Here is an 18,574-nt window from a genome sequence, read left to right as displayed (position 1 = left end):
ACTCCTGTGGGATGATTTTGAGATTAATTGCTATACAGTAGTCAGGATGTTGCTAACTGACTTATTCAGATTGACTGCGGAAGCAGGGAGGGTTCCCAGTTTGACTTCACCCCAGCGCATGACGGTGGCAGCAGCAGTAGATGCTGAACCAATAGTATAAACAAGCACTAAATCGTTTTCGCGAATTTTCTTTGATTGAGCGCCGTAGTACAGATTGGCAATGGGGAGGACAGGCCCAATGTTTGCATAATACGGGTAGAGATTGATTGTACGGTCTGGATCGATACCTAGTGAGCGGGCACACAGATTAGCGTACCAGGCAGTTGGTGTATTGAAAGCAAAGAACTTAATATCATCGAGACTAACACCAGCAGATGCGATCGCACCTTCACAGCAAGTACGGACAAGATGAACAGATGTGCCACCTAGTTGCTTACTGGCGCTTTCACCAGTCTGTATCCGCATCCTTGGCAAGCCATTCGCGTCTGTAACTAGTTCATTAAAGAAAGCACCACAAGTTGCTTGAGTGTGAACAATTTTCGTACCCAAGACTCCTTGGTTCGGTTTGAGGGTACTAACTAAAAATGCACCAGCACCATCGGCCATAAACCACGAAAGGGTATCATCTTCATCAACAAAGTGCGAATAGATGCACGAAATCACTACTAGGACATTGCGGTACTCTCCGGTTTGCACTAACGCCGAGGCGTTCTGCATTGCCACTAAAGCACTCGAACAAGTTGATTCCAGATTCCAGGCGGGGCAGTTCAATCCTAATTTACGGGCGAGATAAGAAGCATTACCAGGAGCGATTTGCTCAGGAAACAGAGTAGTTACAATCATCAGATCGACTTCATCTGTGGAAAGTTCTGCCGCTTCCAGGGCACTTCTAGCCGCCCCATACTCTAAGGCTAACGATGTTTCACCAGGAGCCAGCACCCGCCGCTCAACAGTACCTCGGAAGGGATCGGACAGATAAGGTCTTATAGCTTCAGACCAGAGGAGGTCTTGCTCTTTTTGGTTAACGGCAGGTTCAGCAGGTTTAAACAGCTTCGCGAGGGTTCTGCTCTCTGCCTCAGTTACCAATTCTGGGTAATTCTGTTGCCAATAATCGTTGGTACGCACAATGCTAGGGAAGTTAAGGGCAACTGAACGAATACCTACTGGTTGATGTGTCATGATATTACTCCTTAAAATTAAGAAAATTAAGATTCTTTTGCAACTTGTGAAATCAAACTTTGAATTCGAGTGCCAATGGGGGCAGGTCTGGTCGGATCGATTACGACATCAATCACAAAGGGGACATTGGAAATTAGCCCTTTTTCTAAAGCGGCTTCGACATCGGCTTCCCGCTCCACCCGGATGCCATCAGCTCCCATCCCACGAGCAATCATGACGAAATCTGTACTGGGTATCTCTGCGTCTACACCGTTAAATCCCAACAAGTTCATCCCCTGGTCGCACATATTGTAATGGCCATCGTTGAGTACAATCCAAACGGCAGGAATTTTGTATTTGACAGCAGTGCTAATCTCGCTGTTCATGAGCATAGCTCCGTCCCCAAGAATAGCAACAGCTTTACTATTGCGTGCCAGTGCAGCACCGACAACACCTGTGGCAGCATGACCCATTGACCCAAAACCAGTACTGACTCGATATCGTCTAGGGGTGTTAAACCGTAGCCAGTGGGTTCCCCAAGCAAAGGAGTTACCCGCCTCGGTAATTACTATTGCATCACTATTTTCGACAATTACACGTTGAATCCGATCCATCAGTATTTCTGGCCTAATTAAACCATCATTCTGAGAATCAGTCGGATCGAATTGGGGCCGGGGCAGTGATGAGACTGGTAATCGATCGGAACGCTTGGGAAAATGCTTCAATAATGCCTTAACAAATTCTCCGACATCAGACTGAATAGGCACTGTCTCAACAGATGGATAAGCAACTCCAGGTACTTCCGGGTCAATATCGACATGTATAAAACCGCGTGAGGGAATCATTTCCAGATTCCAGAATGAGGTAAATTCACTCAATTTTGTTCCCAAAACCAGTACGCGCAGAGGACTTTGTGATTGCATATATGTCAGAACTGAGGAATGTCCACCGAAGCCTGTGACACCCACAAACTGAGGATGATCTTCAGGAAATATACCCTTAGCACGAGGCGAACACATTACGGCAGATCCGGTTCTCTCGGCAAGTTGGCGGATTTCTTCTCCGGCATCCTTAGCACCAAAGCCCACCCAAATAGCAAATGGCCCTTCAGATAACAATTGTACAGATTTCCAAACAGTATCTTCTCCCGCAGATGGCAAAATTGGTGAGCTAGTTATACGGGGTATTGATGCCTTGAGAAAACTTGTCTGAATCACCGGGGGGACACTTAAATGTGCAACAAAGCTACCAGGTTGTCCTAGACCGAGGGCAAGTCTGCGAGCAGTTACTGAAAGTTCATCGCTGCATTCAATAGTCGTTGCATAATGGAAAAGCTTTCCTGAAGTAAAAATACTTGTATTAGACATTGTGTAGGCACTAGTTTCTTGAAAAGCCCAGCGTCCACGTTGCTGTGTTGAGGTAGAAGGAGAGAGAAAAATTACCTTTGCACCTTCCCAGCGTGCAGCAAACATTCCAGTCAGGGCGTTGGTAATTCCTGGCCCGGTTGTGGTGAATACTACCACAGGACGACCATTGGCAAAGTACGACTCAATAGCTGCAAAGGCTGCTCCGGTTTCGTGACGAAATTGCAGCACCTGGATTGAGCTTTGCTCTAGCATAGCTACCAGTGGCGTAATTCCACCTCCAAATAGACCAAAAGCTTGGCGTACTCCCAAATCTTCGAGCATTTTGACTATAGCTGCTGCAACTGTTATTTCAGTTGATTCTGAGTAGCTGGGCTTTCCATGAGGGGATAGCAAAGAAGAGCTTGTGGATTGCGATCCAATAGCAGGTTCAGCTATTGTATGTTTAACTGACTTATGATTAGTTCTAACATTAGTATGACGCATCGATGAAACCTCTATTTATCTTTTTTATTTTGGTAGTTTGTTTGGATTGTCAATTAATAGGTAATAGTAGCGAATTGAGATGTTGATTGCTTACGTAAAACTCGCTTGAGTACTTTACCTGTAGGATTTTTAGGAATTGAATCCACGAAGTTAATTACATGGGGGATTTTGTAGACTGCCATTTTTTGCCGACAGAATTCAATGATTTGCTTTTCTGTAACTTCTTTACCAGATTTAGCTACGATATTCGCCTGGATTATCTCACCTTTGAAACTATCAGGAATGCCATAAATAGCTACTTCGGCAACTGCTGGATGCTGATAAATGACATTTTCAACTTCAGTTGGATATACTTTAAATCCAGAGACATTAATCATGTCTTTTAAGCGATCGACGATATAGAAAAAACCATCTTCATCCATTCGACCAATATCGCCAGTATATAACCAACCATTTTTAATGACTTCAGCAGTTTCAAATGGGCGATTCCAATAACCAAGCATGACGTTGGGGCCGCGGATGACAATCTCACCCAATTCACCAGGCTGTACCTGATGATCGTCAGCATCAACAATTTTCATTTCTACATTTTCAATGGGAGCGCCAATGGAACCGAGTTTGTATTTCAAGTCGTGGTTATAACATGCACATGGTGATGTTTCAGTTAAACCATAGCCTTCATGAATCACTATTCCATACTTGTCCTGCCAAATTTGGGCTATTTCAATTGGCATAGGTGCCGCAGCAGAAAAGTAATAACGTATGCTCTCAAATGCTTGCTGAGGTATGCCGCTATTTAAGATTTTGATGAATACTGTCGGCACACCAAAGAACATGGTGATTTTATGAGTAGCGATCGCATTCAAGACTTGTGTCAGATCGAACCGCCGTTGCAGGACGAGGGTGGAACAAGTATTGAGCGCAGCATTGAGAATTGCATTTTGACCAAAGCAATGAAATAATGGTAGAAAAAGTAATAATTGGTCATTAGCTTGCATTCCACAACAACGATTTTGGGAATACATATTAGAGATGATATTGCCGTGAGAAAGAGTAGCTCCTTTAGGAAAACCTGTAGTTCCTGATGTGTAGACTATGCTAGCAGGAGCATGGCGATCCATTTTCACAGCGCGGGCATTCGGAGAAGAGGTTTCTGTTAGTTGGGCTAAACTTATCCCCTTTTTGGCGCTACCTTCTGCAATCAAAATGTGTTGTAATTCTGGTAAATCTGCCTCTAATACCTCCAAACTACCTGACTCTGTGGTGATGATGGCTTTAGCAGCACAATCGTGAAGAATATAGCTGACTTCAGAACTTTTCAACATCACATTTACAGAAACAGCGATCGCACCAATTTTGAGAATGCCAAGATAAGAAGTAATGAACTCTGGAATATTTGGCAAAAACAAGGCCACGCGATCGCCTCTTCTTATTCCCAATCCTTGTAAACTATTAGCTACTCGATTTACTAACCGATCTAGATGTCTGTAAGTAAAAGATTTATCCTCAAAAATCAGGGCAATTTTATCAGGAAATAATAGATGACCGCGTTCGATATGATTGGCGATATTCATAACTTAAAAGTCTCTCTTTCATCTGAGTATGGCAACAAATTAAGTTAACAAAACTTTCGGAATAGAATGGCACGAATCAAAAGTAAAATCATTGCTAAGGCTGGGTGTAAGTGAAGCACTACCGCGCCAAGTATTGTGATGTTTTTCCCTACACCCAAAAGCCAGTTAAATTCAAGGTTTGCGTTTATCTTAGTGTGATTCCTTTCTGAATATTTGGTGTGTAAACATCACCAAAACTGATTTTTGGTTCCAATGTCATGAGGATGCCGTGACGGGGACGTAATGTAAACATTGGCTCTTCCTCAACTGGATGTCCAGATACTAAGTGCAGCCGATATTTTTGAGCTACCATTGCAACTATCAACTGCATTTCAGTCATCGCAAATATCTCACCTATGCATTGGCGTGGCCCGCCGCCGAAGGGGTAGTAAGCATAGCGGGGACGCGCAGCCGCTTGTTCTTTCGTGAAGCGCTCAGGGTCAAAGTCTTCGGGATTCTCCCAAAAAGCCGGTAGGCGATGGGTGACATAAGGGCTAATCATGATTACAGAGTTAGCTGGTATGTGATAGCCTCCAACCTCGTCAGACTGTAAGTTAGTGCGAGTATAGACCCATGCACCAGGATAAAGCCGCATCGATTCTTCCAGTACCATCCTGGTATATTTCAGGTTTGGTAAATCTTCAAGAGTCGGGGTACGCCCATTTAAAACCCTCTTGAGTTCATCTTGAAGCCGACTTTCGACGTGAGGATGAAGAGAGAGCAAGTACCAAGTCCATGCAAGTACAGCTGCTGAGGTTTCAAATCCACCGGTAAAGATGGTCATAATCTCATCGCGCAGTTGTTTATCATTCATTCCCTGACCAGACTCTTCATCGTAAGTATCCATCAGCATAGAGAGCAGGTCGTCAGGACTATTACTATTTTCCCGGCGGGAGCGAATAATCCGATAGACGATTCTATCTAATGTTCCCATCGCTTGCACAAAGGCGCGGTTTTTCGGTGTGGGTATCCATAGAGGTAGTTTGAAGACTGCCCATAGTTGACTACTAAGATACTCGTAAGCAGTATCCCATGCTTGATTCATCTCGGAAATTTCGTCTTCAGAATCAATGCTCAACAAACTCTTGAGGAGGATATTCTGGGCTAGTTGCATCATCTGTGCAAAGACATCTAGGGGTTTGTCTGAGCCGATGCTGCTCCAGGTATCTAGCATTTGGCTAATGGTTTTGGTCATGAAGGTGACTAATGCTCCAACCCGATGGCGATGAAAGGTTGGTTGCATTAAGCGGCGTTCGCGCCGCCAGGAGTCACCCTCGGCAACTGCTAGACCATTACCGATTACCTGCTTAATTGATTTAAAGTTTTCGCCTTTAATGTAGTTGCGGCTATTTTCTTGCAGGATATACTTCAGATGATCTGGATGAGAGACTAAATAAAGTTGTTGAGGCCCCATTGCCCCCAGATGGACTACTTCGCCATACTCCTGTACGGCATTCGTGAGAAACTGTAGTGGATTCCGCAACATTTGCGGGAGGTTGCCTATAATCGGGTAGCCGATAGGGCCGGGAGGAGCTTTGCTGATACTTGGTGAAATGCTCTGTTTGTGCATCTTAACTGTCCTCAAGATTTAATTGAGACTTGACAAAATATCTTGAACTGCTTGCACAATCTGCCCACCAGATGCGATATCTGCACTAATCCGGGCAATATGTTCGTCAAGAGGTTGTTCGTGGTCGTTCCAGATATAAGGACGGTCAGATGAAGCTGGTTGTCCGATGATATCGCGCACTGCCATATATAAATCTCTGGTAGCAGGAGATAAACAAGCACGAGCATCATAATGGTCTGCAACTAAATAGGTGCGTAAATCAACTGCTTGTACCCCAAATATCAAAGCGATCGCCATATACTGTTGGAAGGTATCTACTGAGCGACGCGCTAAGTTTGCCGAAGCAAAACCTTGACTGTTGATATTTTGGTTAAATTGTTCGGCATGGGTAGGAAATCTGTCTGCGATCGAATTTCCATAGAAGGTTAACAATGGCATGATCGAGTTCCCAGATATTTGCAGACCTTTTAGCCCCATGTTGACACTGCGCTCTCGGTTCCCTACCAAAGATGCTGGCAGGCCATTGTTAAATTCTGGCGCTACCAGATAGGCTATTTGCACATCCAAATGTTTAGCCAACAACCCGATGTAGTAGCGCAACCGATCCATTCCTACACCAATGTACTGTCCCAAGAAATTACCGCCATGATAGCTAACTTGGTTCTCAACATCGATCAGTGGGTTGTCGGTGACAGAATTAATTTCTACTTCGATTTGTTTTTTAATCTGCTCGATCCCATCTACAATCGGCCCCATGTATTGTGGTAAACAGCGCAGTGAATAACGGTCTTGAATTGGATCTCCACCCCGATAGTTGTGAGAACCATCTAGTTCTTCGCGGACTAAGCGTGAACCTGCTAGTAAGTTCAGCATTTGGTTCGCAGCCCATTTTTGCCCTGAATGTGGTTTGAGTTGATGAATAAATGGGTGGAATGATTGATTGGTACCATTCAAACCTTGAATTGCTAGGGCATGTGCCCCCATTGAGAGAGCTAATAAAACTCTGGTGTCGTAAACACAATTGGCAGCAATACCTGTCATGACTGAGGTGCCATTCATCATTGCCAATCCTTCTTTAGGAAGTAATTGTAATGGCTCTAAACCCAGATGGCTCAACGCTGTCGGCGCGTCGATTTCTTCGCCGTTAAAGTCAACAGTATAACAACGGTCTAAACCAACCAATGCCCCAGTAATGTAGGATAAAGGCACTAAATCACCGCTTGCACCAATAGATCCAAATTCATATACATGGGGTGTGACACCAGCATTTAAGAAAGTTTCCATACGCTGGATAAGTTCTAGACGAATACCAGATGCACCATACAAGTGGGAGTTAGCACGCAAAAGCATGGCGGCGCGGACATCAGCTAGCGGTAATTTTTGTCCGGCTCCGGTTTTGTGATACCAAATCAGGTTGTTCTGGAGCAGTGCCGCAGATTCAGGGGAAATGACAACATTGGCCATGCCACCAAAACCACTTGTCACACCATAAATTGGTTGACCAGATTCCACAGCATTACTAATGTAATCGCACGATGCTTGAACGCCTTGCACAACATCTCGATTATCGGTTAGGCGTACTTGAACACCCTGACGGGACACACTAGCTACTTCGTCTATTGTTAGGTCTTGGTTGCCTACAACTACAGTTTTACTGGAATTTACTAGGGAGGTTACAGAAGGTTGAAAGGTCTTGTTTTTGTTGAGTGATGTTGTATTCATTGAACTTCCAATTATTATTTAGATTGCACAGATGATGGACTGATTGGATGTCCTAGTTGGTAGGGTAATGGCACGCTTATAAAGCCCTAATGGCGGTGGTAGAAACTCGTGCAGCAAACTTGGGGGTAATGGTGGGGCTATGTTGTTTAGACCAACGACCAAAGAACTTAGCTAAAGAAGCCATTTCTAGCATTAATTCTTCAAATGCTTCTGGTGTTAAAGATTGAGGCCCATCTGAAAGAGCCTTAGCTGGGTTAGGGTGAACTTCAATCATTAAGGAATCTGCGCCAGCTGCCAAGGCAGCCAAAGTCATCGGTTGGACAAACTCTGATTTCCCGGTGGCGTGGCTAGGGTCAATCATAATTGGTAAGTGAGTCAAAGTCCGCAAGACAGGGATTGCAGATATATCAAGGGTATTCCGTGTATACTGTCGGTCAAAGGTGCGAATTCCCCGTTCGCACAAAATTACATTGGGATTACCTGCTGCCAAAATATATTCAGCTGACATCAACCAATCTTCAATTGTGGCTGATAGTCCCCGCTTCAATAACACTGCTTTACCAGTAGCGCCTACTTTCTTCAGTAGGGAGAAATTCTGCATATTGCGGGCACCAATTTGGATTACGTCTGCTACTTCAACAATCTTGTCTAAATCAGCTGCATCCATAACTTCTGTGATAATACCCAAACCAGTAACTTCGCGAGCTTTTGCTAACAAACCTAATGCGCTTTCGCCATGTCCTTGGAATGCATAAGGTGAAGTCCGAGGTTTGTACGCCCCACCTCGGAGAAACTGTGCCCCTGCTGCTTTTACTATCTGTGCTGTTTCAACAATCATTTGCTCGTTTTCAACAGAACATGGCCCAGCAACTACAACTAAAGGATGGGTTTGTCCAAAGGTAACAGCTCCATTAGGTGTAGGTACAACCACTTCACTATGTTCTCCATAGCGGAATTCTAAAGAAGCACGTTTAAATGGTTTTTTTACTCGGATAACCTGCTCGATAAAAAGGCTAATATTTTGAATCTGCCTAGTGTCAATTTCTGCCGTTTCGCCAACTAAGCCAATTACTGTTTTATGTTGACCTTGGCATACCTCTGGGGTGATTTGATAATGACTGATTTCTTTAACAACACGCTCGATCTCTGTTGATGGCGTACCTAATTTCATAACTATAATCATTGCTTTGAATCTCCTAATTGCAACTATTGATTTTGTGGTGCCTAAACTTAAGAATGCTGTTTGTTGTTTGTTTAATCCTTCAAATAACAATCAGTTTATTCTTTGAGTTTTATGCAAGATCCTAGAAAATTTCTATTTGGTTAGAATTACTCGAAGTAATTATCCAAATTATTTCCGATCTTTATTGCTAGATTCCAAAGTTTTCATTGTAAAAGCCTCTCGATTTTACGGCTAATTATTGAAATTTATCTTGTGTTAATTTTTGCAGCATTATATATCAAACTAATTGCCAATACGTCTACATCTAAAAATACTAAGTTCTTTATTTGGGTGCTGCTTGGTTTTATATCTACCATTGTTTTCAAAAAAAAGCAAGCTTTCTTATTTTTGTTTTCAATTTTTAGAATTTCCCAGATATTATTTTATTTACCATCTAAAAATATGTTTTTTAAATATTTTTTCTTACTTTTTTAACGTTAGTTCGATGAACCTCTCCCTGCCAACCTCCCTCTCCCACGGTGAAAGGGAGGAGCAACTAGAAATTAGGGTTTTGGCTTCCCTCTCCGTGTCCAAGAGGGGTTGGAGGAGAGGTCAAAAAAGGGCTTGTCGAACTCACGTTTTTTTATTTTTTATGCAAATCTAAGACTAGATAATTTTTCCAGTTTAAGAATTTACCAAAAATAGATTTTAAAGAAAAGCTAGATATACAGAGCCTTGCTAAATGCTAGTACTGCAAGAGATTGTAAAATCGTGAATGGCATTTTATAAGAGATTTTAACATCAAAAAAATCAGGGCTGTGTAAATTAGAAACTCACTCATTTCTGGCAAATGTTTATAATCGCAAGCTTAAAACGAGCATATTAGAAATATGAATATAAATGAATGTATAGTTGTCGCCAAGTAGTTTAGGACATAAACCTAATATAAAACCTAGACAACAAGGGACTTTTGACCCTGTTCTTTGTTAAGAGTCCCCTGCTATATACTTTACGACTTTTCAAACATCCTCTTAGACAAGTATCAGAGATTTTTCTAACTACTGCTAGCTTTATTAGTTTGTAATAAAGTTAGTTCTGAACGAAGTTTTGCAATATCTTGCTTAAGTTTCTGATTCTTTATTTGTAGCGCTTCTAGTTGTGCTTTATAAGTATCACGCTCCGCTACCAATTTTCGCAGTTCATTTTGTGGAAGTGGAGAAGAAAGTGGCAGATGATTAGTGGTTATTTGTTCAATGCTAGAAACCTCAGTCTTGGGTAAGACTAATGTTTCTACTTGATTTGTATCTATCTGCTGACTAACTGAAGAAAATTTTGGTTGCTGTTCCTTTACTGTTTTAGAAGTTTTATATTTTTTGATGAGATTTTTAGCAACCTCTGGATCGACTACTTCGCCTGTTTTCAAAATCTTTATTGCTTCATCTCTAGCCGCTTCAGACGTACTAGGAGCAGCCAGTTTATAAAGAGCAGTAGGAGTAATGCCATTAATCAAATTTCCGATTATCGGAATTTTTGACTCAAATGCTCTAGCAACGTGAATAAACTCATAGGCTGAAGTTTTTCCCATTCCAAACTCCTGTCGTAGCCAAGGTAGAAACTCACCATGTTCGATAATTTTTTGAGCTTCTAGCAAGTTGACACCAATACAATAAATGTCCATAGCGCTTCGTTTTAGCCTACGTCGTGTATCTTCTGCTAAAATAGCTAAACGTTGTTGTTTTTCCTCTTTACTCTCAAAGTCTGACTTGCTCTTAGCTACTAAAGGCTGGTCAATAATTTTCTCTGATTGGGTAGGTATTACTTTGATTTCTATAGGAAAAGCTGTTGACTCATGCTTACTAATTTTCATACAATCTATTCCTGCTAGCATTTGTATTTTTCTTAGAGATATTTTTGCAAAGCAGTTTTTTAGGCTTGTGATTTTATGTTTAAGGGAACTTGTAAGCTAATCAGCATTCAAGTTGCATAATCAGGGCGGGCTTTTCGGCCCACCCCACAAGATATTGAGAAAATTTTGATCTGCAAATTAGATGTGTTTTAGCTTATTAAGTTACTCAGGTCAAGCTAATAACTTTACGCAACTTCTTGTTATATCTTTACAAAAGTACATAATCGATTGCTATCCCAAATACTATTTTAAAAATGCTAATGTGTTGTTATTCGCCAGTTTTGTGGCTTTTTGGCGATGTCTACGACGAGCTACGCCTACGCAGAATTACTCGTACCAATTCACGATGAAGATGTACTTAATATTTCTTAAATGAATTGGCAAGTACGCCTTTTCTTAGAGAGGGCGATGAATGCGAGTGATTTTCCCAATTGGCAGAGGCTTTACACCGATTTCCTTCACTGGTGTAAGCGCGATCGCTTTTTTATTCATAATTGAGCCATTTTGTAAAGTCGCCAAACTCCTACTTCAGTAGGGCGACAGCGTGATGAACAAATCAGGTAAATTAAGATAAGTAAAGAAAACGCTTTGAACTAAATGGCAGCTCTAAGCTTACAAGAAATTTCTACTCAGCTAGAAAGTCCGAATTTACGCGATCGCATGGTAGCCCTTGCTAATCTGCGTCATGTTGCGGCTGAGGATGCAGTGCCTTTGATTAAAAAGGTACTAGACGATGAATCTTTGCAACTGCGCTCGATGGCAATATTTGCTCTGGGAATCAAGCCAACACCAGAATGTTATTCTATTTTGGTAAAAATTCTCGAAAATGACCCTGATTATGGTATACGCGCTGATGCCGCTGGTGCTTTAGGATATTTGGGTGATGCCAGAGCTTTTGAGGTGCTTTCACGGGCATTTTATGAAGATACTGATTGGCTAGTACGTTTTAGTGCAGCTGTTTCTCTAGGTAATATTAAAGACCCTCGTGCCCATCAAATTCTGATTCAGGCATTGGATAGCAAAGAAGTCGTGTTGCAACAAGCTGCAATCTCTGCACTGGGAGAAATTCAAGACATCGAGTCTGTAGATAAGATCCTGCGCTTCGCCCAATCAGATGATTGGTTAGTGAGGCAGCGTTTGGCAGAAGCCTTGGGAAATCTTCCCACTCCCAAGAGTGTCTCAGCTTTAAAATACTTAGAAAAAGACAATCATTTCAACGTTGCTGAGGCAGCCAGAATTGGCCTCAAGAAGCTTGAGGAAATAGGCAATCAAGCTTAATATTAAAACCTCCTGCTAGCTTTTAATAATAATTAAGTGGGAATTTTAGCATTTTGATGCAGGGTAATTTCATTCATGAATATTGAAGAGTTTTTTCAGTTAAGTGCTGGTAAATGGTTTTCTCATCGCACTAATCAACATTTGGCTTTTAACCAATCAGAACATAGCAAGTCAGATATCATCATTGAGACGCTGCCATTAGATCGTCCAGAAGTAGTTAAGCTGTGTGAAAGTTACAACATTAATCCTAGTTCTGCTTCCTGTGCTACCAAAATTATCTGGAACGGCACAATGGACAAGGATCGAGCAAAACATAGTGGTTCAACTGTGTTAGTTTCGGTACCTGATGCAGATAATCCGACCCAAGGCAGGTTACTCAGAGAAATAGTTGATGCCAATAAAACTCCAGTTGCCGGACGCTATAAATTTGACAGTGATGGTGCTTTAATCCTAACTACAGAGGATGAAAACATATTCTCAGAGGAACGGCTGTGGTTTGCTAGCCCCAATTTGCGAATGCGGGTAAATGTCCTCAAGAGTTTTGGTGGATTTAGCATCACTTCCTTCACTTCAGAGATTCGCATGGGTGGCTTTCCACCTCCTGAGAAGGTTTCCGAGGCGGCTAATTCAGTATCTAGTTAAGTTCGATCGCAAAATATTCTCCCCCTTTCTGGCTACAGTGTACAGACAAGTCAAATTACCCCCCTTAATCCCCCCTTATAAAGGGGGAAAAAAGAAATCCAGTTCCCTCCCCTTTGCAAGTTGGTTTTGTAGCTTGCGTGCCAATTTTATTGGATTTACGACGGGGGGAAAAAAGAAATCCAGTTCCCTCCCCTTGGCAAGGGGAGGGTTAGGGTGGGGTAAAACCCTAGTTAATCAGCTTATTTCAGACTTGTGTGTACACCGTAGGTTCCTGGGGGGAATTAAGTAGAGATGGGTTAGAGTTAGAGAAAGTTTTGATTAAGCCTGTAATACCTTAAACCACTTATTCAAAACTGTGCTGATGGTTTTCTTAATCTGATGGTTGCGGCTCCATTTTTGGAATGCCATTTCATACTCATCACCTTTGATTTGAAAGGTATTCCAGACATCAAGCGCTACAGGCAATCCGCAGAATAGTAAAATGTACAGCGACCAAGAAATTCCGCCACCAGTAATTAAATCAAGCAGTATAAAAAAACCATTGGAAATTGCATATTTGCTTAAACGCTTCTGAAATCTTCTGATGCGGTAAGCGTCAAAAGCTTTTCGTTGTTGAACTTGGCCCTGTTGTAATACCCAATCGCGCTCTGCTAATTTTAAAGACTCAGGTGAAATTTCTAACTCAGCAGCAATTTCTAATATATGCTCATAAGAAAATTCTGTGTCTTTATCATCTGCTTGACGAGCGATCGCTAAGTGCAGAATTTGTTGGACATCTTCTTGGCTATACGAGCGGATGCTTTGAGGTTCAAACGCCGTCATAATTTTTTCTCTTATATTACTTTTAATAGAAATTTGCTGCCCGATAGATTTTAAGCAGCTACGCTAGTACTATTTCCATTATTCTTAGATTAACAAATCTAGATGCTGTCCGGCATTGAATGTATGGGATTTTTAACTTTGGGCATAGGGTGAATGTCACTAAGAAAACGTGAAACCTCGTGTTTGGCAGGGTGTTGGGGGTAGGGTGTTGGGTGTAGTGTTTAAGACAATTAACCTTTAGTTGCGTCAAGGAGTTCAACATTTTCTTGATTCCCTACACCCTACACCCTACCCCCCACACCCTCTCATCCGGTTAGATCAGGGGTTTGTGCTTAACAAGCGTGCCATTCGGGCATAGGGTAAAGAGGCAGAGGGGCAGGGGGGAAAAATTTACTGCATCTGCCTTCTCTCCACCAATATAGAGACTCTCCAAACATCCAAGATATTATCAAATGCAGCAGAGCATAATTAATAACGAAATAACAAGCATTAACAAGGATGTAACTCAATGGTTGAAGAAAATGGATCGATTCGTACCCTATCGGTTGATATTGGCGGTAGTGGTGTTAAGGCTATGGTTTTGGATATTACGGGGCATCCTGTAACAGAAAGAGCGCGTTTAGATACACCGCAACCTGCGACACCGGAGGTTGTAATTAATGCAATTGTAGTTTTAGCCGCCGCTCAAGGTGAATTTCATCGTGTTTCGGTCGGTTTTCCCGGTGTGGTACGCTGTGGAGTCACGGAAACAGCGGTAAATTTACATCCAGATTGGATCGGATTTGATTTGGAAAAAGCATTATTAAAACACTTAAACAAGCCTGTACGGGTGATTAATGATGCAGACATGCAGGGATTTGGTGCGATCGCTGGTAAAGGTGTCGAATTGGTGATTACTCTGGGTACGGGGTTTGGTTCGGCTTTATTTGTAGATGGTAAGCTGGTACCAAATATGGAAATGGGGCATCATCCGTTTCGCAAAGGAGAGACTTTTGAGCAACAGTTGGGGCGTGCAGAGTTAGAAAAAATTGGTGAGAAAAGATGGAATAGGCGTTTAGAAAAAGCGATCGCATCCTTGCAACATCTGTTTAATTATGACTACCTTTACATTGGCGGTGGTGAAGCGGTGAGAGTGAATTTACAGCTCCCGTTAAATGTCAAACTCATCCCCAATATCACTGGTTTATTAGGCGGTATTGCTTTGTGGCGAGATGATAAAAGGTAAAAAGTTTTTCAATATCCACAACTTAGAGTACTAAGCGATATCTAAGGGCTACCTACACCTACACACTTTTTGATTAAGGTGCATTCTTTCTCAAAGTTTCAAAATGATATAAAAATTAACACAGATTAGAAAAGAGAATTGCACAAACATTATGTTCAGTGCCTCTGTGTAATTTTTTCATGTAGTATCTAAACTTTAACTCAAATTTCATACCGTGCAACAAGGTTGTGCGGTTTCATTCTTTTGAGGTGAAAGTGTGAGCTTTTCGAGAATAGCTTGAAGGAGCGACATAAGTTGCAATACAGTTCAGAATGAGCAACAAAACCCTTATTGTAGAGACGCGATAAATCGCGTCTTCAAAGACCAATAATCCTTAAGTAAACCGTATTTACAGAAATTGTGATTGATAAAAAGTATTTGAAATTAAGAGCTTTTAATCAATAGTTAAAAAACTGCCTCAATGAATTAAGTAGTATTTTTACTGGCAGTATAAACATGATAAAAGTAACATCAGCATATCAAGCATGAGCTAAATATAACTAGATAAATTTGTTTGATGCGATTCCCTGGCGATCGTATAAGTAGAACAGGCGGGAAAAATCAAACTATGTTAATAAAAGTAAAGTGGACTAAAACCCTCTTTCCTTCTGCCTTCTGCCTCACTTCGACTACGCTCAGTGACCACCTGCCTCCTGTCTGAACCTGATGATAAATATTCACAGCGACTTACTTAGTATGTTATTGTCTAAACCATTGATTTAGATAGTATGTCTGATAACTTGATGGCTTGATTAATAATATTAATCTGATTAAATGGGATCGGGGGTGAGCAAATATGAACATGAAAATATTACCTGGAAAAATTAGTACATGACTTTTTATTTGGTCAGTATGTACTATCCCGGACAGCAAATGTTGGTTAAAAGAAATATTGGTTGAAGTAAAATAAACTAAAATGAATGAAATTGGCCTGATGATGACGGGCGTGTTAACAATAAGACAAGCATCTGGGATCAATTTGCCACAGCAGCAATTATTTCAGATGGAAAATGATGTAAACCAGTCAAAACAGAGTCAGTTAGAGATAGCTGCTAAAGTTACGCCACCTGAATTTATGCAGACAGATGAGATTTCCCAGGCTTCTCTCTCAGCGCTAAAACTAGAAAAAGAACACATACTTCAGAAAATTAGCAAAAAGAATCTGGGACTAATTTCTTCTAATTTAGGTAAGCCTAAGAAGTCTTTTCAGTCTGGAGGTAAAGTCCGTACAAAGGCTACAGGACGGTTTCAGAAGTTTAGTAGCCAGCCTCTACCGACTCTTTATTTCGGTAGTTCTGGTATTGCTGTCAGAGCCTTACAACAGTTATTAGTGTCTAACGGTTATGCTGTGAGAGTAGATGGGATTTTTGGCGCACTAACAGAGACTGCTGTCAAAGCCTTTCAAAACCAGCAAAATTTAGGTGTGGATGGAGTAGTTGGTCAACGAACTTGGAGTGCGTTGACAATTTAGTGAGGAGTTAGGAGTTATGAAACTTCGTATTATTCATAATTCCTGATTCATTTATGAAAATCTGAGAAAAAATCACTTTTGTAAATTAGCAATAATCCTGAAAACTTTCTAAAATGTGGAGTACACAAGTAACATTTTTACTGTCTTTTGAGGGCAATATATTCTCTTCAACCGTTACTGCCGCTGATATTTTCAAGACGTGTTAACCATTGATTGAAATGCTGGCATTGCTGACGTATTGTATCCAACCCAATATCCATTGCAATCAAGGAGCCATGTAATGGCTTTTCATATCCAAGGCAACATCTAATAATTCGTTTGGATGGGGCTGTTGTCGGGCCTTCATTAATATGTTCAGGTGAAATAAATAAGTTACGGTCTGCCTGTAGACTATCTACTATACTTTGGTCAAACCATGCGAGAAAAGCTTGTGGATTGCTGTACAGGAGTCCCTCAAACTCATGAACCAGTAAATTAGGCAGAAAATTTTGGTGTTTAATGTCTGCGCTCATTTGCTGCTCAAGATATTCAGCTTTCTGAAATGGGTCATTCGTACTAGGCAGAGAACTGCTTCCTGGAAAATCATTTGGCAATCGATATAAATCAAACATCGTAGTGACGAACGCCGAATCATCTTCAAGGCATTTACGATTCAATTGCGGCTTAATTTTTGCATAGCTCACTACACCGCCCTTATTTGTTGAGCTAGTTCGCACAAGAATGGGGTTGAGGTATATGTCTTTTCGCTGAAAATGTTCACAGAGTATTTCTTTTACAAAAGTTTCTTCCGTCTGTCCTTCTACAAAAACGTGTATTCGGATCATCGTGAAGGTCTCCCGCCAAGGATGTTCTTCTTCCACAGTTCTCCTAAGCTGTAGTCTTCAAGCCACTCGTATAAATCATCCTCATTCAATCTTCGGAGTGATGATTTACCACGATCGCGATCCACAACAATTACATCTTCCGCGCTAAATTCATTGAGCAATTCAACGGACTGAGTTGAAACAATAACTTGTTTTTCTCTTGCGGCGGAACGCATTAACGATGCAAGAACAGTAATTGCATACGGGTGAAGACCTAGCTCAGGTTCATCAACCAAAATCGTTTCGGGCTGAAGGGAAGTAGGTTGCAAAAAGACAGTGGCCAGGCAGATAAAACGAAGTGTTCCATCCGAAAGAAGATGAGCTTTAAACGGAATATCCTGACCTTGCTCGACCCATTCCAACTCGATCGCCTCATTGTTTTGTGGAGAAGGGCGTAGATAGAAATCACCAAAGAAAGGAGCAACAAGTCGAATTGTTTTGACAATTCGCCGATAAGATTCCGAATAATTTTCACTTAACAAATATAAAAAAGCTGCAAGATTGCGTGCGTCAGAACGCAAGTAAACATTATCATTAATCCCGTGTGGTTGCTTCACATAAGCGCTGTCGCTTGTGTCATGGAAATGATAAACCCGCCACTGCCGCATGGTGGGCAATATGTACTGGTCAATTCTTGTCTTGGTGCCCCGTAAAGCCTTACTCTCAAAATGACCACTACCGAGTTCACGCTCACCGCTCATGTTCCACCAAAAAGACTCTTTGGTAAACATCAGACGGTTGTCTTGAGTTGGTTCAAGCGTTGCGAAGTACCCGTTGTTTCCAAAATAAAGCTCAATCTCTAATTGCTCAGTTGTTTTACGTCCAAAATGCAAGATCGCATCAGGGCCACCCTGGCGGCTTACCAAAACTTGCAGATTCCTCTCAAGCATCTGCTGAACCATGCGAAAGAAGCCTATGAAGTTAGATTTACCTGCACCATTACATCCAATAAGTATGTTGAGTTTCAAAAGCTTAAGGTCACATTCAGCAATAGACTTAAAGCCCTTCAAAACAATCCTTGATAGTTGGCTGTCACTGGTCAGATCGCTCATGGAATGGTTTCCTGATTTTTAAGCTTTTGGGCTGCTTATTTCACAAATAGACCTCAATAGTAATTGTGATTTAGCTCATCTAGCTAGGGTTAGCACATTTTATCAATAATTTCTGATATATTGGCATTAAATCTTGCTTGTTGACAATATTTTATACATAGGCGTAGGTGTATGTAGAGGCGTTGCATTGCAACGTCTCTA

General features: G+C 41.5%; 15 protein-coding genes. 4 read left to right on the top strand and 11 right to left on the bottom strand.

Going from position 1 to position 18,574, the window contains the following annotated elements:
- Positions 1-30: 30 nt before the first annotated feature.
- The 8 genes from RMZ95_RS07210 to RMZ95_RS07175 all read right to left on the bottom strand — a co-directional run bounded on the left by RMZ95_RS07210 (position 31) and on the right by RMZ95_RS07175 (position 11,500).
- On the bottom strand, positions 31-1,179 hold the full coding sequence (locus RMZ95_RS07210) for a 3-oxoacyl-ACP synthase III family protein (protein ID WP_322674437.1): 1,149 nt from the start codon (positions 1,177-1,179) through the stop codon (positions 31-33).
- A gap of 26 nt (positions 1,180-1,205) precedes the next feature.
- The gene (locus RMZ95_RS07205) at positions 1,206-3,008 is read right to left on the bottom strand and encodes a thiamine pyrophosphate-dependent enzyme (protein ID WP_322684408.1); all 1,803 of its coding nucleotides are present in this window, start codon (positions 3,006-3,008) and stop codon (positions 1,206-1,208) included.
- A gap of 53 nt (positions 3,009-3,061) precedes the next feature.
- Complete coding sequence (locus RMZ95_RS07200; protein ID WP_322684407.1) at positions 3,062-4,582, bottom strand: long-chain fatty acid--CoA ligase; 1,521 nt, start codon at positions 4,580-4,582, stop codon at positions 3,062-3,064.
- 184 nt (positions 4,583-4,766) lie between these two features.
- Positions 4,767-6,191, bottom strand: a complete 1,425-nt coding sequence (locus RMZ95_RS07195) for a cytochrome P450 (protein ID WP_322684406.1) — start codon at positions 6,189-6,191, stop codon at positions 4,767-4,769.
- 18 nt (positions 6,192-6,209) lie between these two features.
- Complete coding sequence (locus tag RMZ95_RS07190) at positions 6,210-7,913, bottom strand: aromatic amino acid ammonia-lyase (protein WP_322684405.1); 1,704 nt, start codon at positions 7,911-7,913, stop codon at positions 6,210-6,212.
- A 76-nt stretch (positions 7,914-7,989) separates the two neighbouring features.
- Positions 7,990-9,096 (bottom strand): 3-deoxy-7-phosphoheptulonate synthase, encoded by a 1,107-nt coding sequence (aroF, locus tag RMZ95_RS07185; RefSeq protein WP_322684404.1) that lies wholly within the window; start codon positions 9,094-9,096, stop codon positions 7,990-7,992.
- Between the two features lie 1,033 nt (positions 9,097-10,129).
- On the bottom strand, positions 10,130-10,942 hold the full coding sequence (locus RMZ95_RS07180; RefSeq protein WP_322684403.1) for a DUF3102 domain-containing protein: 813 nt from the start codon (positions 10,940-10,942) through the stop codon (positions 10,130-10,132).
- 435 nt (positions 10,943-11,377) lie between these two features.
- Positions 11,378-11,500 carry a hypothetical protein gene (locus tag RMZ95_RS07175; RefSeq protein WP_322674773.1) on the bottom strand — a complete coding sequence of 41 codons (123 nt, stop codon included), beginning with the start codon at positions 11,498-11,500 and terminating at the stop codon, positions 11,378-11,380.
- A gap of 78 nt (positions 11,501-11,578) precedes the next feature.
- Here RMZ95_RS07175 and RMZ95_RS07170 point away from each other — a divergent pair, with 78 nt between their 5' ends.
- Both RMZ95_RS07170 and RMZ95_RS07165 read left to right on the top strand, forming a co-directional pair.
- Positions 11,579-12,259 (top strand): HEAT repeat domain-containing protein, encoded by a 681-nt coding sequence (locus tag RMZ95_RS07170; protein ID WP_104905234.1) that lies wholly within the window; start codon positions 11,579-11,581, stop codon positions 12,257-12,259.
- Positions 12,260-12,334: 75 nt separating this feature from the next.
- Positions 12,335-12,901 carry a phycobiliprotein lyase gene (locus tag RMZ95_RS07165; RefSeq protein WP_322684402.1) on the top strand — a complete coding sequence of 189 codons (567 nt, stop codon included), beginning with the start codon at positions 12,335-12,337 and terminating at the stop codon, positions 12,899-12,901.
- Between the two features lie 318 nt (positions 12,902-13,219).
- Here RMZ95_RS07165 and RMZ95_RS07160 read toward each other — a convergent pair whose 3' ends face one another.
- On the bottom strand, positions 13,220-13,723 hold the full coding sequence (locus RMZ95_RS07160) for a 2TM domain-containing protein (RefSeq protein WP_322674770.1): 504 nt from the start codon (positions 13,721-13,723) through the stop codon (positions 13,220-13,222).
- A gap of 508 nt (positions 13,724-14,231) precedes the next feature.
- Here RMZ95_RS07160 and RMZ95_RS07155 point away from each other — a divergent pair.
- Positions 14,232-14,948 (top strand): ROK family protein, encoded by a 717-nt coding sequence (locus RMZ95_RS07155; protein ID WP_322684401.1) that lies wholly within the window; start codon positions 14,232-14,234, stop codon positions 14,946-14,948.
- A gap of 955 nt (positions 14,949-15,903) precedes the next feature.
- Positions 15,904-16,458 carry a peptidoglycan-binding domain-containing protein gene (locus RMZ95_RS07150; protein WP_322684400.1) on the top strand — a complete coding sequence of 185 codons (555 nt, stop codon included), beginning with the start codon at positions 15,904-15,906 and terminating at the stop codon, positions 16,456-16,458.
- A gap of 167 nt (positions 16,459-16,625) precedes the next feature.
- On the opposite strand, the gene RMZ95_RS07145 is transcribed toward RMZ95_RS07150, so the two are convergent.
- Both RMZ95_RS07145 and RMZ95_RS07140 read right to left on the bottom strand, forming a co-directional pair.
- The gene (locus RMZ95_RS07145; protein WP_322684399.1) at positions 16,626-17,282 is read right to left on the bottom strand and encodes a DUF4276 family protein; all 657 of its coding nucleotides are present in this window, start codon (positions 17,280-17,282) and stop codon (positions 16,626-16,628) included.
- A complete protein-coding gene (locus tag RMZ95_RS07140) occupies positions 17,279-18,373 on the bottom strand; it encodes an AAA family ATPase (RefSeq protein ID WP_322684398.1) in 1,095 nt (364 codons plus the stop codon). The genes RMZ95_RS07145 and RMZ95_RS07140 overlap by 4 nt, the downstream gene beginning before the upstream one ends.
- Positions 18,374-18,574 lie beyond the last annotated feature (201 nt).

The sequence above is a fragment of the Nostoc sp. DedQUE07 genome (assembly GCF_034530975.2).
In the GTDB taxonomy this organism is placed as follows: domain Bacteria; phylum Cyanobacteriota; class Cyanobacteriia; order Cyanobacteriales; family Nostocaceae; genus Nostoc.
The sequence above is the reverse complement of the archived record's forward strand: the minus strand, read 5'-3'. Positions and strand labels throughout refer to the sequence as shown.

Coding starts and splice junctions, on each gene's coding strand:
- RMZ95_RS07165 (WP_322684402.1), top strand. CDS start 12,335: ATGAATATTGAAGAGTTTTTTCAGTTAAGTGCTGGTAAATGGTTTTCT.
- RMZ95_RS07200 (WP_322684407.1), bottom strand. CDS start 4,582: ATGAATATCGCCAATCATATCGAACGCGGTCATCTATTATTTCCTGAT.
- RMZ95_RS07190 (WP_322684405.1), bottom strand. CDS start 7,913: ATGAATACAACATCACTCAACAAAAACAAGACCTTTCAACCTTCTGTA.
- RMZ95_RS07170 (WP_104905234.1), top strand. CDS start 11,579: ATGGCAGCTCTAAGCTTACAAGAAATTTCTACTCAGCTAGAAAGTCCG.
- RMZ95_RS07205 (WP_322684408.1), bottom strand. CDS start 3,008: ATGCGTCATACTAATGTTAGAACTAATCATAAGTCAGTTAAACATACA.
- RMZ95_RS07195 (WP_322684406.1), bottom strand. CDS start 6,191: ATGCACAAACAGAGCATTTCACCAAGTATCAGCAAAGCTCCTCCCGGC.
- RMZ95_RS07140 (WP_322684398.1), bottom strand. CDS start 18,373: ATGAGCGATCTGACCAGTGACAGCCAACTATCAAGGATTGTTTTGAAG.
- RMZ95_RS07160 (WP_322674770.1), bottom strand. CDS start 13,723: ATGACGGCGTTTGAACCTCAAAGCATCCGCTCGTATAGCCAAGAAGAT.
- aroF (WP_322684404.1), bottom strand. CDS start 9,096: ATGATTATAGTTATGAAATTAGGTACGCCATCAACAGAGATCGAGCGT.
- RMZ95_RS07150 (WP_322684400.1), top strand. CDS start 15,904: ATGAATGAAATTGGCCTGATGATGACGGGCGTGTTAACAATAAGACAA.
- RMZ95_RS07180 (WP_322684403.1), bottom strand. CDS start 10,942: ATGAAAATTAGTAAGCATGAGTCAACAGCTTTTCCTATAGAAATCAAA.
- RMZ95_RS07155 (WP_322684401.1), top strand. CDS start 14,232: ATGGTTGAAGAAAATGGATCGATTCGTACCCTATCGGTTGATATTGGC.
- RMZ95_RS07145 (WP_322684399.1), bottom strand. CDS start 17,282: ATGATCCGAATACACGTTTTTGTAGAAGGACAGACGGAAGAAACTTTT.
- RMZ95_RS07210 (WP_322674437.1), bottom strand. CDS start 1,179: ATGACACATCAACCAGTAGGTATTCGTTCAGTTGCCCTTAACTTCCCT.